The sequence below is a fragment of the Nostoc sp. KVJ3 genome (genome assembly GCF_026127265.1).
Classification (GTDB): Bacteria; Cyanobacteriota; Cyanobacteriia; order Cyanobacteriales; family Nostocaceae; genus Nostoc.
Window position 1 is genome coordinate 2,552,587 of sequence record NZ_WWFG01000002.1, and the last position, 15,424, is coordinate 2,568,010.

Below are 15,424 nucleotides of genomic sequence, written 5' to 3' on the forward strand. Positions count from 1 at the left end.
ACCTAAAGCTTAACATACACCTCATTCGCACGGAACAAATGCTTGCGGATAAATAGCCAAAACAACGTCGCCCAAGGAATTAAAGAAAAGTTTTTTGAAATATTGTTTCCAAGGATGCCACGATCAATTAAAAAAGAAAAGCTGCCATTCTCACTCGGATTCAAATGCAACAAGCTTCTAACTCAAATAACAATTTACGCCCAAAACATCGACATTGGGTTTGGTACGCTTTTGGGGCGTTAGTTGCTTTATTCGGCTTATATGGACTGGTTAGTTATGTAGTTTTACCAGCACTGTGGCGTCACTACGAACATAATCCAAAGCTGGAACATTCTCCAAAAACAACCAAAACGGCAGAAGGGATTTCTGGAGATCCACTAAATATTGGATTTGTTGGTACAACAGCAGAAGTAGTACAGATGCTACTGGCAGCAGGTTGGTATCCAGCAGACCCAATTACCTTACGCTCAAGTGCTGGCATTGCTAAAAGTGTTCTCCTCAAGCATTCTTACCCAACTGCACCTGTGAGTAGTTTATATTTATGGGGACGCAAGCAAGATTTGGCTTTTGAACTCCCTGTAGGCAATAGTGCCAAGCAGCGACATCATCTACGCTTGTGGCAATCAAACGACTTGAGTAGCGATCTTAGACCTTTATGGTTAGGTTCTGCGACATTTGATCAAAGCGTTGAACTTAGCCATAATACAGGACAGATTACTCACCATATTGATGCAAATATTGACCAAGAAAGAGATAGCCTAATTAAAAGTATTGCAAATACACATCAGATTGTTAGTTTATATCAAGTAACTGGTGTCGGCGCTACGTGGCAAGCTCATAATGGAGGAGGCGACAAATATTACACAGATGGAGAATTAACTATTTGTGTACTTTCAGCCAACAGTATTGCACAACCCAAACCCTATACTCAGTTCCCCAATCCACAACCAGTTGAGATCAAAAATCAAGTCTGGTTGTTACTGAAACACTTGCTAAAGGGTTAAACAAAATTTTCTAAGCAAGCTTTGTGCTTACTACAAACTTTTCATTACTAGCTTGACAGACTACTAATAGCATCCCAAGTATCTGTACCTCATAGCAGCAGGAAGTGCTGTATCTGTCGGGACAAGACTATTAATCGTTGAATGGAACAGACCACATTATTAGTAAAAGGCAGGTAGACCCTGCCCTTATTCCATAGATTATCTAACTATGCAATTGCATATCATAATTGACAAGCAATTATTAATTTTTGCCATTGGTCAAAAGATGAATAGCTGCTCCTGCTACTGCACCATCGACTGCATCCCCAAGGGTGTCTTTGCCACCGCGAGTTACAGCACCTGTAACTGTGCTAGCTGCTGCCCCTACTCCAACATCTTGACCTAAATTCCGATGCTTTCTATGATATCTAGACCTCGTACTATTGACACCATTAACAGCTGCCCCAGCAGCTGCTCCTTTAATGGCATTATTCAGCAACGAACCACGTCTCCTTACTGCCCCAGATACTACTCCAGCCCCTGCTCCGATACCGACATCTCGCAATATGTGTTCATCAGCAGATGCTTTTTGAGCCGGAACTAAGCTCACACTCACTAAACTTACAGCCATCAGGCTGGAAAGAAATACACCTAGACTGGTTCGGTTCATACTACTACTACCCTCGCCTTTTTCAAGCTGAAAACTAATCAGATCATTATAAATATGTTTTCTCTTAGTTAGAAAATAAAAGCTGTGGATTCAGTTCAGTGTAAGAGGTTGAATGAACAAGTATTTGGCTGTGATTTTAGGCGATTTCCTTTGTTGGCGGCGCTGGTATATGCTTTTGCTACCGCAGATATGGGTTTCCTGTTCTTGCTGGGCATTTTCTACTTATAATATATAACTAAGAACATCAATCCAGATGTTCTTAGTTATACATTTTATAGTTCCTTTTTGCTTAAGTTGACACCAATGCGCTACGCGAACTAACAAGTCATCGTTTCGCGATCGCATGAATCGACGGATGCAAAAACCTAGAATTTGATAACCCGCAACTTGGGTTAATATGAAGTAATCTGGAAAAATATAGACTCTTTTTTGATACTATTTAATATCGGACTCTTTAAATACTGATTGACGTATGAGCAAAGGTACCCTGTTTGATAAAGTTTGGGACTTACACACCGTTGGTACACTTCCATCAGGGCTGACGCAACTATTTATTGGGCTTCACCTAATTCATGAAGTCACCAGTCCCCAGGCTTTTGCTATGTTACGTGAGAGGGGTTTAAAAGTACTATTTCCAGAGCGTACCGTCGCTACGGTCGATCATATTGTGCCGACAGAAAATCAGGCACGTCCCTTTGTTGATAGTTTGGCAGAGGAAATGATTCAGGCGCTCGAAAATAACTGTCAAGAAAATAACATAACTTTTTACAATATCGGTTCTGGCAATCAGGGTATCGTTCACGTCATCGCTCCAGAACTGGGATTGACTCAGCCAGGAATGACGATCGCTTGTGGAGATAGCCACACTTCCAGTCATGGGGCATTTGGTGCGATCGCATTTGGTATTGGTACTAGCCAAGTCCGCGATATTCTAGCTTCCCAAACCCTCGCCCTCTCGAAACTAAAAGTAAAAAAAATTGAAGTCAATGGCAGCCTGAACCCAGGAGTTTATGCCAAAGATGTCATCCTGCATATCATCCGCACCCTTGGCGTGAAAGGTGGTGTGGGCTACGCCTACGAATTTGCAGGTACAACATTTGAACAAATGAATATGGAAGAAAGGATGACAGTGTGCAATATGGCGATCGAAGGCGGTGCTAGATGCGGCTATGTTAATCCCGATGGAGTCACCTACGATTACCTCAAAGGTAGAGATTTTGCACCTGTTGGTGCAGATTGGGATAAAGCAGTAGCTTGGTGGGAATCCATCAAGAGCGATGCTGATGCCCAGTACGATGATGTAGTGGTATTTGACGCTGCGGAAATTTCTCCTACTATCACCTGGGGCATTACTCCCGGTCAAGGTATCGGTGTCAACCAGTCAGTGCCTCAGCCCGAAGAACTGCTGGAAGAAGATCGATTCATTGCCGAAGAAGCTTACCAATATATGGATTTATATCCAGGTCAACCGATTAAAGGTACCAAAATAGATGTCTGCTTTATTGGTAGTTGTACCAACGGCAGAATTAGTGATTTACGGGAAGCGGCGAAAATTGCCAAAGGTCGCCACGTTGCAGAAGGAATCAAAGCCTTCGTTGTCCCTGGTTCTGAAAGGGTGAAAGAAGAGGCAGAAGCTGAAGGACTAGATAAAATCTTTCAGGAAGCCGGATTTGAATGGCGCGAACCCGGATGTTCCATGTGCCTAGCTATGAACCCTGATAAGCTACAAGGAAGACAAATCAGTGCCTCCTCCTCTAACCGCAACTTTAAAGGAAGACAGGGTTCATCCTCCGGTCGGACATTATTAATGAGTCCGGCAATGGTTGCCACTGCTGCCATTAAAGGCGAAGTCTCTGATGTGCGCGAGTTCCTGTAACCTTTTCTTTCTTTCCTTTGCGTCCTTTGCGGTTCGTTTTTATAAAAACTATGGTGAGTGAAGTTAAAACAGTTTCAGGGCGTGGTATACCCTTAGTAGGTAATGATATAGATACCGATCGCATCATTCCCGCCCGTTATTTGAAAGCCATTACCTTTGATGGGTTAGGCGAAGGCGTATTTATTGATGACCGAACGGCACTTAAAGGCGAACATCCCTTTGACCAACCCCAATACCAAGGCGCGAATATTTTAATAGTCAATCGGAACTTTGGCTGTGGTTCATCACGGGAACACGCACCCCAAGCGATCGCAAAATGGGGAATCCAAGCTTTAATCGGTGAAAGCTTCGCCGAAATCTTTTTCGGTAACTGCGTGGCAATGGGCATACCTTGTATGACAGCCGATGCTAATACTGTTAAACAACTGCAAGAGTTAGTGGCTACCAATCCCCAAGTAGCCGTAACAGTGAATCTAGAAACTCTGCAAGTGCAAATTGGTGATTACACAGCCCCAGTTGCGATCGGTGAAGGGACAAGAAGCACATTTATTTCTGGAACTTGGGATGCTTGCGGTCAGTTAGTGGCAAATGCTGACCAAGTTCGGGTAACGGCAGCAAAATTACCTTATGTCGGTTGGGGCAATTTAGCCGCGAGTTAGCATTCTCTTATTCCCTGGCTCTGCTGGGGAATGTTAATTTATAGCTTTTGTTTGCATTATTCAGCCAGAGCTAACAATAGCCCAATCTATTTCAGATTTGGCATAGTAGATATATAGCCAAGTAATTCTAGACTATGCCATTAATAAACCCTCCTCTCACTAAAGAAGATTTTATTAACTCTCGCTGGCAGGACGTGCTTAATAGCAGCGAGAGAAAAGAGTGTAGTGCTTACAACAGAGTCTTTTGGAACAAGGCACAGGAAGCAAAAGAGGCAGGAAATGTCAGAGAACAGTCTGTCTTTGAGATTCTGACGGTTGTGACTGATGCTGCAATCCAACCACGATCAAATGAAAAGTTTTTGGCTAAATTTGTTGAGCGCTTGACAGATCATCTAGATTTTTTGGCTGAGATTGTAGATGAAGTCTTAGACCCAGAGCTTCAAGCACGAATTGCAGATATTCTCTGGACTAGCAAACGACGTGACTCTTATAAAATGGCGCAGTTAGCAGTCACAGATTACTTAAAATCTGCCGCAGAATTAGAATATCTTGAAAACTGGACTTTATGTTTCGCTAAAATTGAACGGGCGCTCTGGCTAGCACGCAAAATTAATCATAAATTTGAAGATGTTGTTGCACATATAGAGAAAGTTCTTGAACGCTGTAATGGGGAAGATCCAAAGTTTTTATCAGCAAAGCTTATGGAGCTTTTACAGGAACACAAACGCGGTGATTTTAATAAATATGCTGCTCTAGCTGAAAAAGCCGCAACCCTATCAGAATCAGCGAATGATTGGCGTAGAGCAAGAAACTATTGGGAAATTAAAGCACAATGGCATCGTCTTGAAAAAGATGCAAAACAGGAACGTACAGCGCAAATACAGGCTGCTGAAACCTATGTCAAAGAAGCTGAAGATAGCCTTAAGGGGATAGATCCAAGCTACCTCCGAGCGTCACATTTTATGGAAAAAGCTTTTGAAGCTTTTATGAATGTCCAAGGTACTAAGGATGAAACTATAGCTGCCAAACAAAGAGCCGAAGAGGTTCGGAAGCTTCGTAGTCAGTATCAGGAGCAATCCTTAAATGAGTTAGTTCCTATTTCTCATGAAACAGATATTAGTGTTCAGGTGGATATAGCTAGATCACATGTTAAAGATAAAGAATTTTATAATGCACTCTTTTCTCTAGCATTTCTAGGAACACCACCTAAAGTGTCTCAGCTTCGACAAGAAGTCTTGGAAATAGCTGTTGAAAATCCCATATATCATTTATTCCCATCTTCAATGATTAATCAGATGGGTAAAGTTGTAGCTCGTCTACCCAAGTTAGGCTTATCCAATAATCCAGAGCAGGTAGAAGAATCAATTCGTTTTGAGATGTACAAAAATGCAATCTACTATCAACAACTTCAGGCTCTAGCTTATACTGAGCCAGCAAAGTATCAAATAAATCTGGAACATAATGTACAAGTAGAAGACTTCTTTCCAATTGTTTCAAATAACCCCTTTGTGCCACCAGGTAGAGAACAGCAGTTTGCCAAAGGCCTTTATGCTGGATTAACCGGAGACTTCTTCACATCAACTCATATTCTCATTCCTCAAATTGAGAATTCTATCCGTTATCTACTCCGAAAACACGGTGCTTTACCCTCAAAAATTGATATCGATAAGGGAATTGAAGATGAGCGTGATTTGAATACTACTCTTTTCGCCCGCAACTATCCACAAATAAACTCAATTTTTGATGAAGACACACTTTTTGATCTCCAAGGTTTGTTAATTGAACGTTCTGGTTCAAATTTAAGAAACCGCATGGCTCACGGTTTAATTAATGATGGTGAATTCAACAGCCCTATTATGTCTTACTTATGGTGGGTCACATTACGGCTTTGTTGTTTGCCAATCTTGAAACAGCAACAGCAGGTTGAAGAGTCCAATCCTTGGGTTAAATTTGATGGTATTTTCAAAGATGACCCACTTTTTGATGATTTTGTAGAAGATATGGCTGCAAATCGACGTGAATTAGATGCAGAAGTCGCTGCTTATGAAGCTTCTTTAGAGGAGAATCAGTCAGCTTGAGCCAATATATCCTCGATACCGATCATGTTACTCTTTCTCAACATGGTAATTCTAAAATTATACAACGCGCTCAAGCTATGGGAAGTTCCAACATATTTATTACAACAGTCACACTAGAAGAACAATTAAAAGGTAGATTAGCTTCTATCAGCAAATGTGCTACTAAACCAGAGTTACTAGCAGTTGCTTATCGAAATTTGCGAATAACTCAGATTTACTTTTGTAATATGAATTTGTTGGATTTTGATGAAGCAGCATACAATTACTACCAAAATTTGCGCCAGCAAAAAATCCAGGTGGGTACGCAAGATTTAAGAATAGCTGCGATAGCTCTGGCTAAGGGGGCAATTGTCGTTACGCGCAATCAAAAAGATTTTAGCAAAGTTCCTAATTTATATCTTCAAGATTGGACTATGCAGGGATATTCTTAAAATGTGGAAATTTAATTAATCACAAAAGAAATTTTAATCAAAAGATAAAGTGTATTTAAACAATTTAATTAATTAATATATTTAAGACTTTTAAAATTAAATGGATTGATATGCGCTTACCTATCATTATCAGTACAGTACTGTTGCTATCTGGAGGTTTTAACTTACCAGCAATGCCTCAAACTCCCACAGAGACAGTAAAATCTCCAGCGAATAATAACTTGAATTTAAGACGATTAAACTTTAATCGGCGCTTGTGGAATCAGGCAAATATTTCTAACTATCGCTACACGTTTAGCAATGGTTGCTTTTGTATACCAGATGCTAGAGGGCCAGTAGTTATTGAAGTGCGTAATGGTCAAACAACTTCAATCACTTCTGTAGCTACACATCAACCAGTTAATCCGCAGTACTTTGAAAAATATAAAACAATTCCCAAGCTTTTTAATGTGATTCAAGACGCTATTAACCGTAACGCATTCAGCTTGAATGTCCGATATAATCCTAAACTCGGCTATCCAACCCAAATTGATGTCGATTATGACAGTCAAATAGCTGATGAAGAAATATATCTGACAATCGATAATTTTCAGGAAATTAAATAGATCAAGTGAGGTACAGATGATCTTAAAGGCACAGCAATGCTGTGCAACGCCACATCCTTCAAGTCGGGCATTGCCCGCCCAACGGAGTGGCTCCCCTACCTGTTGTGTAATTCATTTACCTGAAAAACGCTGTATTCGGCTGATTATTTCCGCTTCATCTCAACCAACTACTAAAAAACTCATAGCGATCGCTCTTTTAGCAATTATTTGTGAAGCTGCACAAAATCAACCCCGCATATAACAAGGAGATTTTACCCCCTGTTGCATAACAACTCACACAGAATTAGTATCAATGGCTAAGTGCGCTCAAAGTTCATAAAAATTAACATTTTGATTAAGTTGTGTTGATTTTACGCGAATAATTCTCAATTATTCAACGAATTTGTTGGGTTTGAGGGCTTGACTAAAAACAGTCACTTCTGATATTCTCAAATTACCCAATAAAATTAGCCTTTCCTATAAGTTTTTTTTGGTAATTACTCAAGTTTTGTTTATTACAGATACAGATGGCTTGTAATTATATAGCCATCTTTGAAAATCATCATTAACTGTCATTTGCTGCTCCCGTTGCCCATTAGCTGCTTCAGTATTGATATCGTAGTAGCGCATCTCACCCAAAGCGCTGCGAGCCTGGATAATTTTTGTGCGTTCAAGGCGACGCTGTTCGTAGGTATTTAAAGCTTCTTGGAGATTAGTTGAATCAGCAAAACACTCTCCCAGTTCATAAGCATCTTCAAAAGTGGTATTGGCTCCCTGTCCCATAGCTGGAGCCATTGGATGGGCTGCATCGCCTAAGAGAGTGACTTTGTTTTGACTCCAGTGAGTTAAGGTTGGGCGATCGCAAATCGGCCCTTCCCAAATTTGCCCGGCTGGTGTCGCTTCTACTACTGCGCGAAAGGATTCATCCCAATCAGCTAATTCATGGAGAATACGAGACTTGACTCGATCGGCGCTGTCGGAGAGGGAGTACTCAGGCGAGAACTTCCGACTAATCCAACTGGTATAGCCGCCGCCTACATTCAGAAGGTACATGAACTGTTGATTGCCTTTAATGAAAACTAATTCATAGTCGTTAAATAGCTCGTGGTGATATTTGATGACGGCACGCCAACACAGACTACCAATGTAATTAGGCTTACCCTCGCCAAATAAAGTTTCTCTGATTACAGAGTTAACGCCATCAGCCCCAATCAGCAAATCTGCATACACCGATTTTTCACCATCAAAATGAATTTCCACACCGTTTTCATCTTGCTCAAAGCCGATACAGCGATGATTGAGATGAATGATATCAGATGGCAATCTCGATGCTAAGACTTGCTGGAGGCGATACCACCAAATAGTTAATAATGGCTGTCCATATTTCTCTAAATATTTGGTTTGGTTAGTTCGGATTGTTCCTCCCTGAATATTCTTTAAAACCGTTTGGTGAACCTCGCATCCTGAAGCTTTGAGGGTTTCGACAATTCCCGGTGCGATCGCATCTAGAGAACTCAACCCATTAGGAGCTAGCCCTAGTCCAGTTCCAGCCGGACGAAATTCTTGGGCTTTTTCGTATACTTGAACGTCTATACCTTGGCTTCTCAGCGCTATAGCAGCAGCTAACCCACCTGGGCCAGCACCGACAATGGCAACTTTATCTACTATCGGTTTAGATAATTTCTGAGTTCGATTTATGTTCATATTAGAAGTTTGAATCGGAATCGAGTAGAGACGTTCCATTGCAACGTCTCTACAATAATTTTGAAATTACGCCTAAGTACTGTTTTAGTCAATCTTCCTCAAGAATCAACCCTGAATGATTGTTCTAATTAGTTTGCATCAGTTTTGCAGTTGCTGGAAGTAACAAAAACTACACATACTCAGAAATTTTTCCAAATCCGACAAACTCGATTGAAGAAGGCATCTATGCTGAGGGCAGAGGGCAGAAGGAACTTTTTCGTTGGGGATTCAGACCCCAACCAATTGTAAGCACCGTATAGACGGTGGGGTTTTATACCCAAGTTCGGTTCGGTCACAGGCAGAGGGAGGAGGCAGTATTCCCTTCTGCCTTCTGCCTCCTGCCCTCTGCCTTTCTTGATAAATACCATTACATCGATTTTGGCGATAAATTCCCGAAATTGGACTTTTAAATTTCATAAACTTACTGTAACGGAAGTAAGCTTGCTGTATCATCTTCATATTCAAAAAAATTGTGAAGAGGAGTTTGTATGAAATTTAAATCAGCTTCCCTATGCATTGGCTTAAGCCTTCTGAGTTTTTCAGTCAGTTCATTGCCGCGTTTTGTAAATTCACCAAAAGTTCTTGCCCAAGAAGTTAGCTCTTCATGCCCTCTAGCATCTGATATTGCCGTTACCTTCTTAGATTCTAAATGTCAGGAAGTCAAACTAGAACATCCTAAGACTTTTTATCGCTACTATAGTAGCAGTCAGAACAAGTATGGTAGGTATTTAACAACTAACAAATATAAAACAAATGTCGAAGTAATCAAAAATCTAGCTCTGAATCAAGCATGGGGTAATCAAGCCACTATCATAGAAAAAGTAACATTACCAGCAGGAACGACAATTTATCAAGGAATTGTTGCCCCTCAAGCACCTACAAAATGTTATCCAGGGGGTGGTCAACAGATATTCATTCAAGATTCCAAAGATCCAAATATCAAGTGGTCTGAGGGAAAAAATCTCGTTGTAAAACCTTTTAGTTGTCCGTCAAATTCATGAAAACTAAGACAGAAGAATTTATCAAGCTAATCGACCAAGCATCTGACATTGCTGAACAAACGCTTAAAGATAAACCGGAGTTTTCAGAACCTTTAAATAATGCGATCGCTGCCTTACAATCTATTAAAACCAAGACACTAAACGATCGGCTTGAACCATCGGAAAAAACTGCAACTCTTGGTTTAGCACGTGGTGTAGCGGATTGGATTGAGCCGTTAGATTCGCCATTGTTAAAAGCTGTAGGTGCAATAGAGGAATATTACCAAAAAAACCTCTAAATTACCTATCTATATCAATTCTCGCATGGAAGCAATACATTCTGATCTCACTTCCATTCCTCTCTCCTAAAAGGCTACGGTGTACACACATCTCTGTAGAAACCCAAAATCGTTGGAGATCCCCCTAAATCCCCTTACAAAGGGGGACTTTAAGAGACTTTTGCCCCCCCTTTTTAAGCTACGGTGTACACACAAGTCTGAAATAGCTGAAAAACCCAAGGTTTTACCCCACCCTAACCCTCCCCGTATGTATTGGGGAGGGAACAAGATTTTCCGGTTTCCCCCCTTTATAAGGGGGGATTAAGGGGGGTAATTAGACTTGTGTGTACACCGTAGCTCCTAAAAGGAGAGAGGAATGGAATCTTACTCCCCAACGTTAGTAGGGAAGGGGCTGTTCTTGTTAGGTCTGTATTCTATGCGATTAAGAATTGCTATAGTCATTTCCCCGAAACAGTGCTGACTAATAATTCTCATTTTTAACTCAGTCCTGTTTTGCTAAAAGTAATAAATGTAATTATTATCTGCATAAAACATGGAAAAAAATTCCTTAGTTCCAATAACTTCAAACCCTCTTAACCCGGAAGTGAAAATATTCGGTTTCGAGGAAGTAGAATTATCATTAAACATCAATCGTGTATCCTACTCCTTGAAACTAGAACCTCGCGTTACTTTACTTGATGCACTGCGGGAAAAATTAGGTTTGATGGGGACTAAAAAAGCTTGCGATCGCGGCGAATGTGGTGCATGCACTGTATTAGTTAATAATCGGCGAATTAATTCTTGTATGACTCTAGCAGTGATGCACATCGATAATGAAATTACCACAATTGAGGGATTAGCACAAGATGGCAAACTCCATCCCATGCAAACAGCCTTTATTACCCATGATGCTTTTCAATGTGGTTACTGCACATCGGGTCAAATTCTCTCAGCCGTAGGGATGATATTAGAAGAATCACCAATATCTGAGGCAGAAATTAGAGAAAAGATGAGTGGAAACCTTTGCCGTTGTGGAGCATACCCTAATATTATTGCCGCAATTCAGGATGTGCTAGAGGAAATGGAAAATGCAGCCATTTAGTTATGCTAAAGTTACTTCCCCAGAAACTGCGATCGCAACAGTCAATCAAGACGCAAATTCTGCATTTATTGCTGGTGGTACAGATTTACTCGGATTAATGAAAGATGGAGTTCAAACCGCAAATATATTAATTGATATTAATAGTTTGCCTTTAACAAATATTGAATCTCAACCTCATGGAATCCGTATTGGTGCTATCTCCCGAATGAGTGATGTCGCTTTTCATCCCCAAATTCAGGAATGTTATCCCGTAATTAGTCAAGCACTGTTACAAAGTGCTTCACCGCAACTGCGAAATATGGCAACAGTAGGCGGTAATTTACTGCAACGAGTCCGTTGTGGCTACTTTCGCGATTCGGTTTTTCCCTGCAATAAACGCACTCCCAGTATAGGTTGTGCCGCAATTACAGGCTACAATCGAATGCACGCTATTTTCGGGGCGAGTAAACATTGTATTGCCGTTCATCCTTCCGATTTAGCTGTAGCACTAACGGCATTAGATGCGGTAATTTGCATCCAAGGGACAGAAAAAGCGCGTCGCATTTCAATTCATGATTTTTATCTCTTACCAGGTGAAACACCAGAAAAAGAAACTCTATTACAGCCAGGAGAATTAATTGTCGCTATTGAAATTCCAAATTTTGCATATAAGTCTTATTATTTAAAAGTTAGGGATCGAGCTTCCTACGAATTTGCTCTTGTTTCTGTAGCTGTTGCTGTAGAGGTAGAACAAGCCACGATCAAATCAGCACGCATCGCTTTTGGAGGAGTAGCACCCAAACCTTGGCGTAGTTGGGAAGTTGAAGAATTCCTCAAAGGCAAAGCAATTAATGAAGCTACTTTTATAGCCGCAGGAGAAACAGCCGTTAAAGAAGCCAAACCCCAAACCCACAATGAATTCAAAATTGAATTAGTCAAACGCGCTTTAATACGTGCGCTTTCAGTTGTGACAGAAAAATTATGAATAAAATTATCGGTAAACCACTCGATCGCGTTGATGGTAGACTCAAAGTTACCGGAGAAGCGCCTTACACAGCCGATGTGCCCATAGAGAATTTAACTTATGGAGTAATTTTTCAAAGCGCGATCGCAAACGGTAAAATTATCCAAATAGACACATCCGCCGCCGTTGCCGTCCCTGGTGTCCTAGATATCGTTACTTACCAACAAACCCCATCGCTGGTAAAAATCCCCTTCTTCCCCTCTCCACAACCCCAGCCAACCGAAAAAGACGATAATATTTACTACGATGGTCAACATTTGGGAATCGTCATTGCCCAAACTTTAGAACAAGCCGAAACCGCCGCCTCCAAGATAAAAATTATCTACGAAGAAGCCACTGCAACAGTCACGATGGCACATGCAGAGATATTTGAACCCGAATCAATATTTTTTGGCATGATGCCGGGTAAAATCACCAGAGGAGACGTTGAATCAGGGAAAGCCCAAGCAGATGTTCTGGTAGAGGAGAATTATACCACACCAATGGAACATCATAATCCCCTTGAACCTTCTGGAACGATCGCAATGTGGGAAGGGGATAATTTGACTCTGTATGAAACCACTCAAGGCATTTCGGCAACCCAGAGAGGAATTGCATCTGTGCTGAATATTCCTCAAGAGAATGTCCGTGTCATCTCCAAATATTTAGGCGGAGGATTTGGTTGTAAAGCGCTGTTGCGATCGCATACAATCTTAGCTGCGATCGCCTCTCGTCAAGTAAAGCGCCCTGTAAAAGTTGTACTAACGCGATCGCAAATGTACACCTCTTGCGGCCACAGATCCCAAACTCAACAACATTTAACATTAGGTGCAACCAAGGAAGGCAAATTAACCCTTATCAATCACATTGGTACATCCTTAACTTCCCTCTTTGATGACTTCGTGGAACCTGTTGGCGTAGCCACAACGATGATGTACGCCTGTCCTAATTTGGAAATTAAATACCGTTTGGCACGGATGAATACTGGCACACCAACCTTTATGCGCGGGCCAGGAGAAGCGACGGGGATGTTTGCCCTAGAATCGGCAATGGACGAACTAGCTTATGCCTTAAATATTGACCCAATTGAACTAAGATTAATAAATCATGCAGATATCGAGCCGCATAAAAGATTACCTTGGTCAAGTAAATCCCTGAAACAATGTTATCAAAAAGGGGCAGAAATTTTTGGTTGGTTACAACGCAACCCAGTTCCCCGTTCTATGGGAGATGGTTATTTTCTAATTGGTTGGGGAATGGCAAGTGCGACATTTCCTAGCAACTCTAGAACTGCATCAGTCAAAGTAGAAATTTTTGCTAATGGTAAAGTTAAAGTCCAAAGTGGTACTCAAGACATCGGTACAGGAACTTATACAGTGATGACGCAGGTAGCTGCTGAAGTATTAGGCTTACCAGTGCAATTTGAATTAGGCGATAGCAATTTTCCTCAAGCGCCGATTGCAGGTAACTCAATGACAGTTGGTAGCGTTTCCCCAGCAGTGCATCAAGCTGCGATCGCTATTCGGGATAAAATAATTCAAATGGCGATCGAAGATCCAAATTCTCTACTTTATGGATCTCAACCAGAAGATATTACCGTCGAATCAGGGCAAATATTTTTAAAACAAGATCCATCGAAGCGAGACAGTTACACCGAGATTTTGCATCGTCATCGTTTAGAGAGTTTAGAAGTTACAGAAGAATCTTCACTTAGCCCAGAAAGCAAAGAATACGCCAAACACTCATTTGGTGCAATCTTTGTCGAAGTTGCAGTTGATGAATTATTGGGAGAAATTAAAATTAGACGTTGCGTAGGCGTTTATGATGCAGGGCTAATTCTCAACTACAAGACAGCGCGGAGTCAAGTTTTAGGAGGAATTACATGGGGGATAGGCATGGCGCTGATGGAGAAAACTGTAATAGATGCCAATCAGGGCAGAATAGTTGGTGCTAACCTTTCCGATTACCTGATTCCCGTTCATGCAGATATCCCCAATATGGAAGTGCAATTTATTGAAGAACACGACCCTTATGTGAATGCACTAGGAACCAAAAGCTTAGGGGAACTTCCGATTGTTGGGGTAGCGGCAGCCATCTCTAACGCAGTCTATCATGCCACAGGTAAACGGATTCGTGATTTGCCAATTACACCAGATAAATTGCTGTAAATAGTTTTATAGTTTGCGCTTTGGCGCTACAGCGCAAACTATGAATACCTATTTTACTCTGTGACAGTTATATCATGTACGCTTGATTGCTTATTAAACCCGAAGAACCCCACCCCGCCAAAGCTATGCTTTGTCTCCCCTCCCCGCTTGCGGGGAGGGGTTGGGGGTGGGGTTCTTTTATTATGGGTAATTTGGCGGACATGATATTAGTCAAGGACTTTACGAGTTAGTCAAGAAGTTTATTGTTTGCGTACACTTAGACCTGATACCAAGCAGTCAATGCTACCGCCAGAGCATCAGCAGCATCATCAGGCTTGGGAATTTCATCTAAATCCAACTCTCGCGCCACCGCCTCTTGCACTTCAGACTTATCAGCATTACCATAGCCTGTTAAAGCTTGCTTAATTTGAGCAGGAGTAAACTCTACATAGGGAAGACGACGCTGCCCCAACACCAAAATTAGTACACCCCGCGCTTGTGCAACCAAGATTGTATTTGACATCCGATAGAAGAATAGTTTCTCGATCGCAACCAAATCTGGTTTAAATTCCTCCATCACGGTGTGTAAATCATCAAACAAGGTACATAGGCGCTGTCCCATTTCTACATCAGCTGACGTTTTAATTACCCCAAAATCTAGCATATTTACTGTAGTTTCTTGTACCTTATTGGGAATTTGTGTGCAGGTAATTACCCCAAATCCTAAAGTTGCCAGTCCGGGGTCTAATCCTAAAATTCGTTTTTCCATTCAATTCACTTTTGCTAAGTCACGCTATTGTTTAAGTGGGAATACTGGCAATCTTAACCACTTGCTCTTAGTCTAATGGAATAGACAAATATAATAGTTTCACGCCTACTATTTGAAACCAAGTGGTGTACATTTTCTGTTA

Annotated in this window: 15 protein-coding genes; 12 read left to right on the plus strand and 3 right to left on the minus strand. The window is 41.3% G+C overall.

The features are described 5' to 3' along the window. The first annotated feature begins 164 nt into the window (after positions 1-164). A complete protein-coding gene (locus tag GTQ43_RS26900) occupies positions 165-1,004 on the plus strand; it encodes an LssY C-terminal domain-containing protein (protein ID WP_265275735.1) in 840 nt (279 codons plus the stop codon). Positions 1,005-1,245: 241 nt separating this feature from the next. Here GTQ43_RS26900 and GTQ43_RS26905 read toward each other — a convergent pair whose 3' ends face one another. Further along, positions 1,246-1,653 carry a hypothetical protein gene (locus GTQ43_RS26905; protein ID WP_265275736.1) on the minus strand — a complete coding sequence of 136 codons (408 nt, stop codon included), beginning with the start codon at positions 1,651-1,653 and terminating at the stop codon, positions 1,246-1,248. A gap of 472 nt (positions 1,654-2,125) precedes the next feature. Between GTQ43_RS26905 and leuC the strand changes: the two genes are divergently transcribed. From leuC to GTQ43_RS26935, 6 genes are all read left to right on the plus strand, one after another. After that, the gene (gene leuC, locus GTQ43_RS26910; RefSeq protein WP_265275737.1) at positions 2,126-3,529 is read left to right on the plus strand and encodes a 3-isopropylmalate dehydratase large subunit; all 1,404 of its coding nucleotides are present in this window, start codon (positions 2,126-2,128) and stop codon (positions 3,527-3,529) included. Between the two features lie 50 nt (positions 3,530-3,579). Further along, positions 3,580-4,188 (plus strand): 3-isopropylmalate dehydratase small subunit, encoded by a 609-nt coding sequence (gene leuD / locus GTQ43_RS26915; protein WP_265275738.1) that lies wholly within the window; start codon positions 3,580-3,582, stop codon positions 4,186-4,188. A 134-nt stretch (positions 4,189-4,322) separates the two neighbouring features. Next, on the plus strand, positions 4,323-6,266 hold the full coding sequence (locus GTQ43_RS26920; protein ID WP_265275739.1) for a DUF4209 domain-containing protein: 1,944 nt from the start codon (positions 4,323-4,325) through the stop codon (positions 6,264-6,266). Next, positions 6,263-6,697 (plus strand): type II toxin-antitoxin system VapC family toxin, encoded by a 435-nt coding sequence (locus tag GTQ43_RS26925; RefSeq protein WP_265275740.1) that lies wholly within the window; start codon positions 6,263-6,265, stop codon positions 6,695-6,697. The genes GTQ43_RS26920 and GTQ43_RS26925 overlap by 4 nt, the downstream gene beginning before the upstream one ends. A gap of 110 nt (positions 6,698-6,807) precedes the next feature. Next, positions 6,808-7,302 carry a DUF6174 domain-containing protein gene (locus GTQ43_RS26930; protein ID WP_265275742.1) on the plus strand — a complete coding sequence of 165 codons (495 nt, stop codon included), beginning with the start codon at positions 6,808-6,810 and terminating at the stop codon, positions 7,300-7,302. 16 nt (positions 7,303-7,318) lie between these two features. Further along, positions 7,319-7,543 (plus strand): hypothetical protein, encoded by a 225-nt coding sequence (locus tag GTQ43_RS26935; RefSeq protein WP_265275743.1) that lies wholly within the window; start codon positions 7,319-7,321, stop codon positions 7,541-7,543. A gap of 239 nt (positions 7,544-7,782) precedes the next feature. On the opposite strand, the gene GTQ43_RS26940 is transcribed toward GTQ43_RS26935, so the two are convergent. Continuing rightward, entirely contained in the window at positions 7,783-9,024 is a 1,242-nt protein-coding gene (locus GTQ43_RS26940; protein WP_321162518.1) for an FAD-dependent oxidoreductase, read from the minus strand. Between the two features lie 488 nt (positions 9,025-9,512). Here GTQ43_RS26940 and GTQ43_RS26945 point away from each other — a divergent pair, with 488 nt between their 5' ends. The 5 genes from GTQ43_RS26945 (at position 9,513) to GTQ43_RS26965 (ending at position 14,534) form a co-directional block, all read left to right on the plus strand. After that, positions 9,513-10,025, plus strand: a complete 513-nt coding sequence (locus tag GTQ43_RS26945) for a hypothetical protein (RefSeq protein WP_265275744.1) — start codon at positions 9,513-9,515, stop codon at positions 10,023-10,025. Further along, entirely contained in the window at positions 10,022-10,303 is a 282-nt protein-coding gene (locus tag GTQ43_RS26950) for a hypothetical protein (protein ID WP_265275745.1), read from the plus strand. The genes GTQ43_RS26945 and GTQ43_RS26950 overlap by 4 nt, the downstream gene beginning before the upstream one ends. A 532-nt stretch (positions 10,304-10,835) precedes the next feature. After that, entirely contained in the window at positions 10,836-11,384 is a 549-nt protein-coding gene (locus tag GTQ43_RS26955; RefSeq protein ID WP_265275746.1) for a (2Fe-2S)-binding protein, read from the plus strand. Beyond that, a complete protein-coding gene (locus tag GTQ43_RS26960) occupies positions 11,371-12,348 on the plus strand; it encodes an FAD binding domain-containing protein (protein WP_265275747.1) in 978 nt (325 codons plus the stop codon). The genes GTQ43_RS26955 and GTQ43_RS26960 overlap by 14 nt, the downstream gene beginning before the upstream one ends. Continuing rightward, the gene (locus GTQ43_RS26965) at positions 12,345-14,534 is read left to right on the plus strand and encodes a xanthine dehydrogenase family protein molybdopterin-binding subunit (protein WP_265275748.1); all 2,190 of its coding nucleotides are present in this window, start codon (positions 12,345-12,347) and stop codon (positions 14,532-14,534) included. The genes GTQ43_RS26960 and GTQ43_RS26965 overlap by 4 nt, the downstream gene beginning before the upstream one ends. A 256-nt stretch (positions 14,535-14,790) precedes the next feature. On the opposite strand, the gene ruvC is transcribed toward GTQ43_RS26965, so the two are convergent. Continuing rightward, on the minus strand, positions 14,791-15,282 hold the full coding sequence (gene ruvC, locus GTQ43_RS26970; protein ID WP_265275749.1) for a crossover junction endodeoxyribonuclease RuvC: 492 nt from the start codon (positions 15,280-15,282) through the stop codon (positions 14,791-14,793). Between the last annotated feature and the right edge of the window lie 142 nt (positions 15,283-15,424).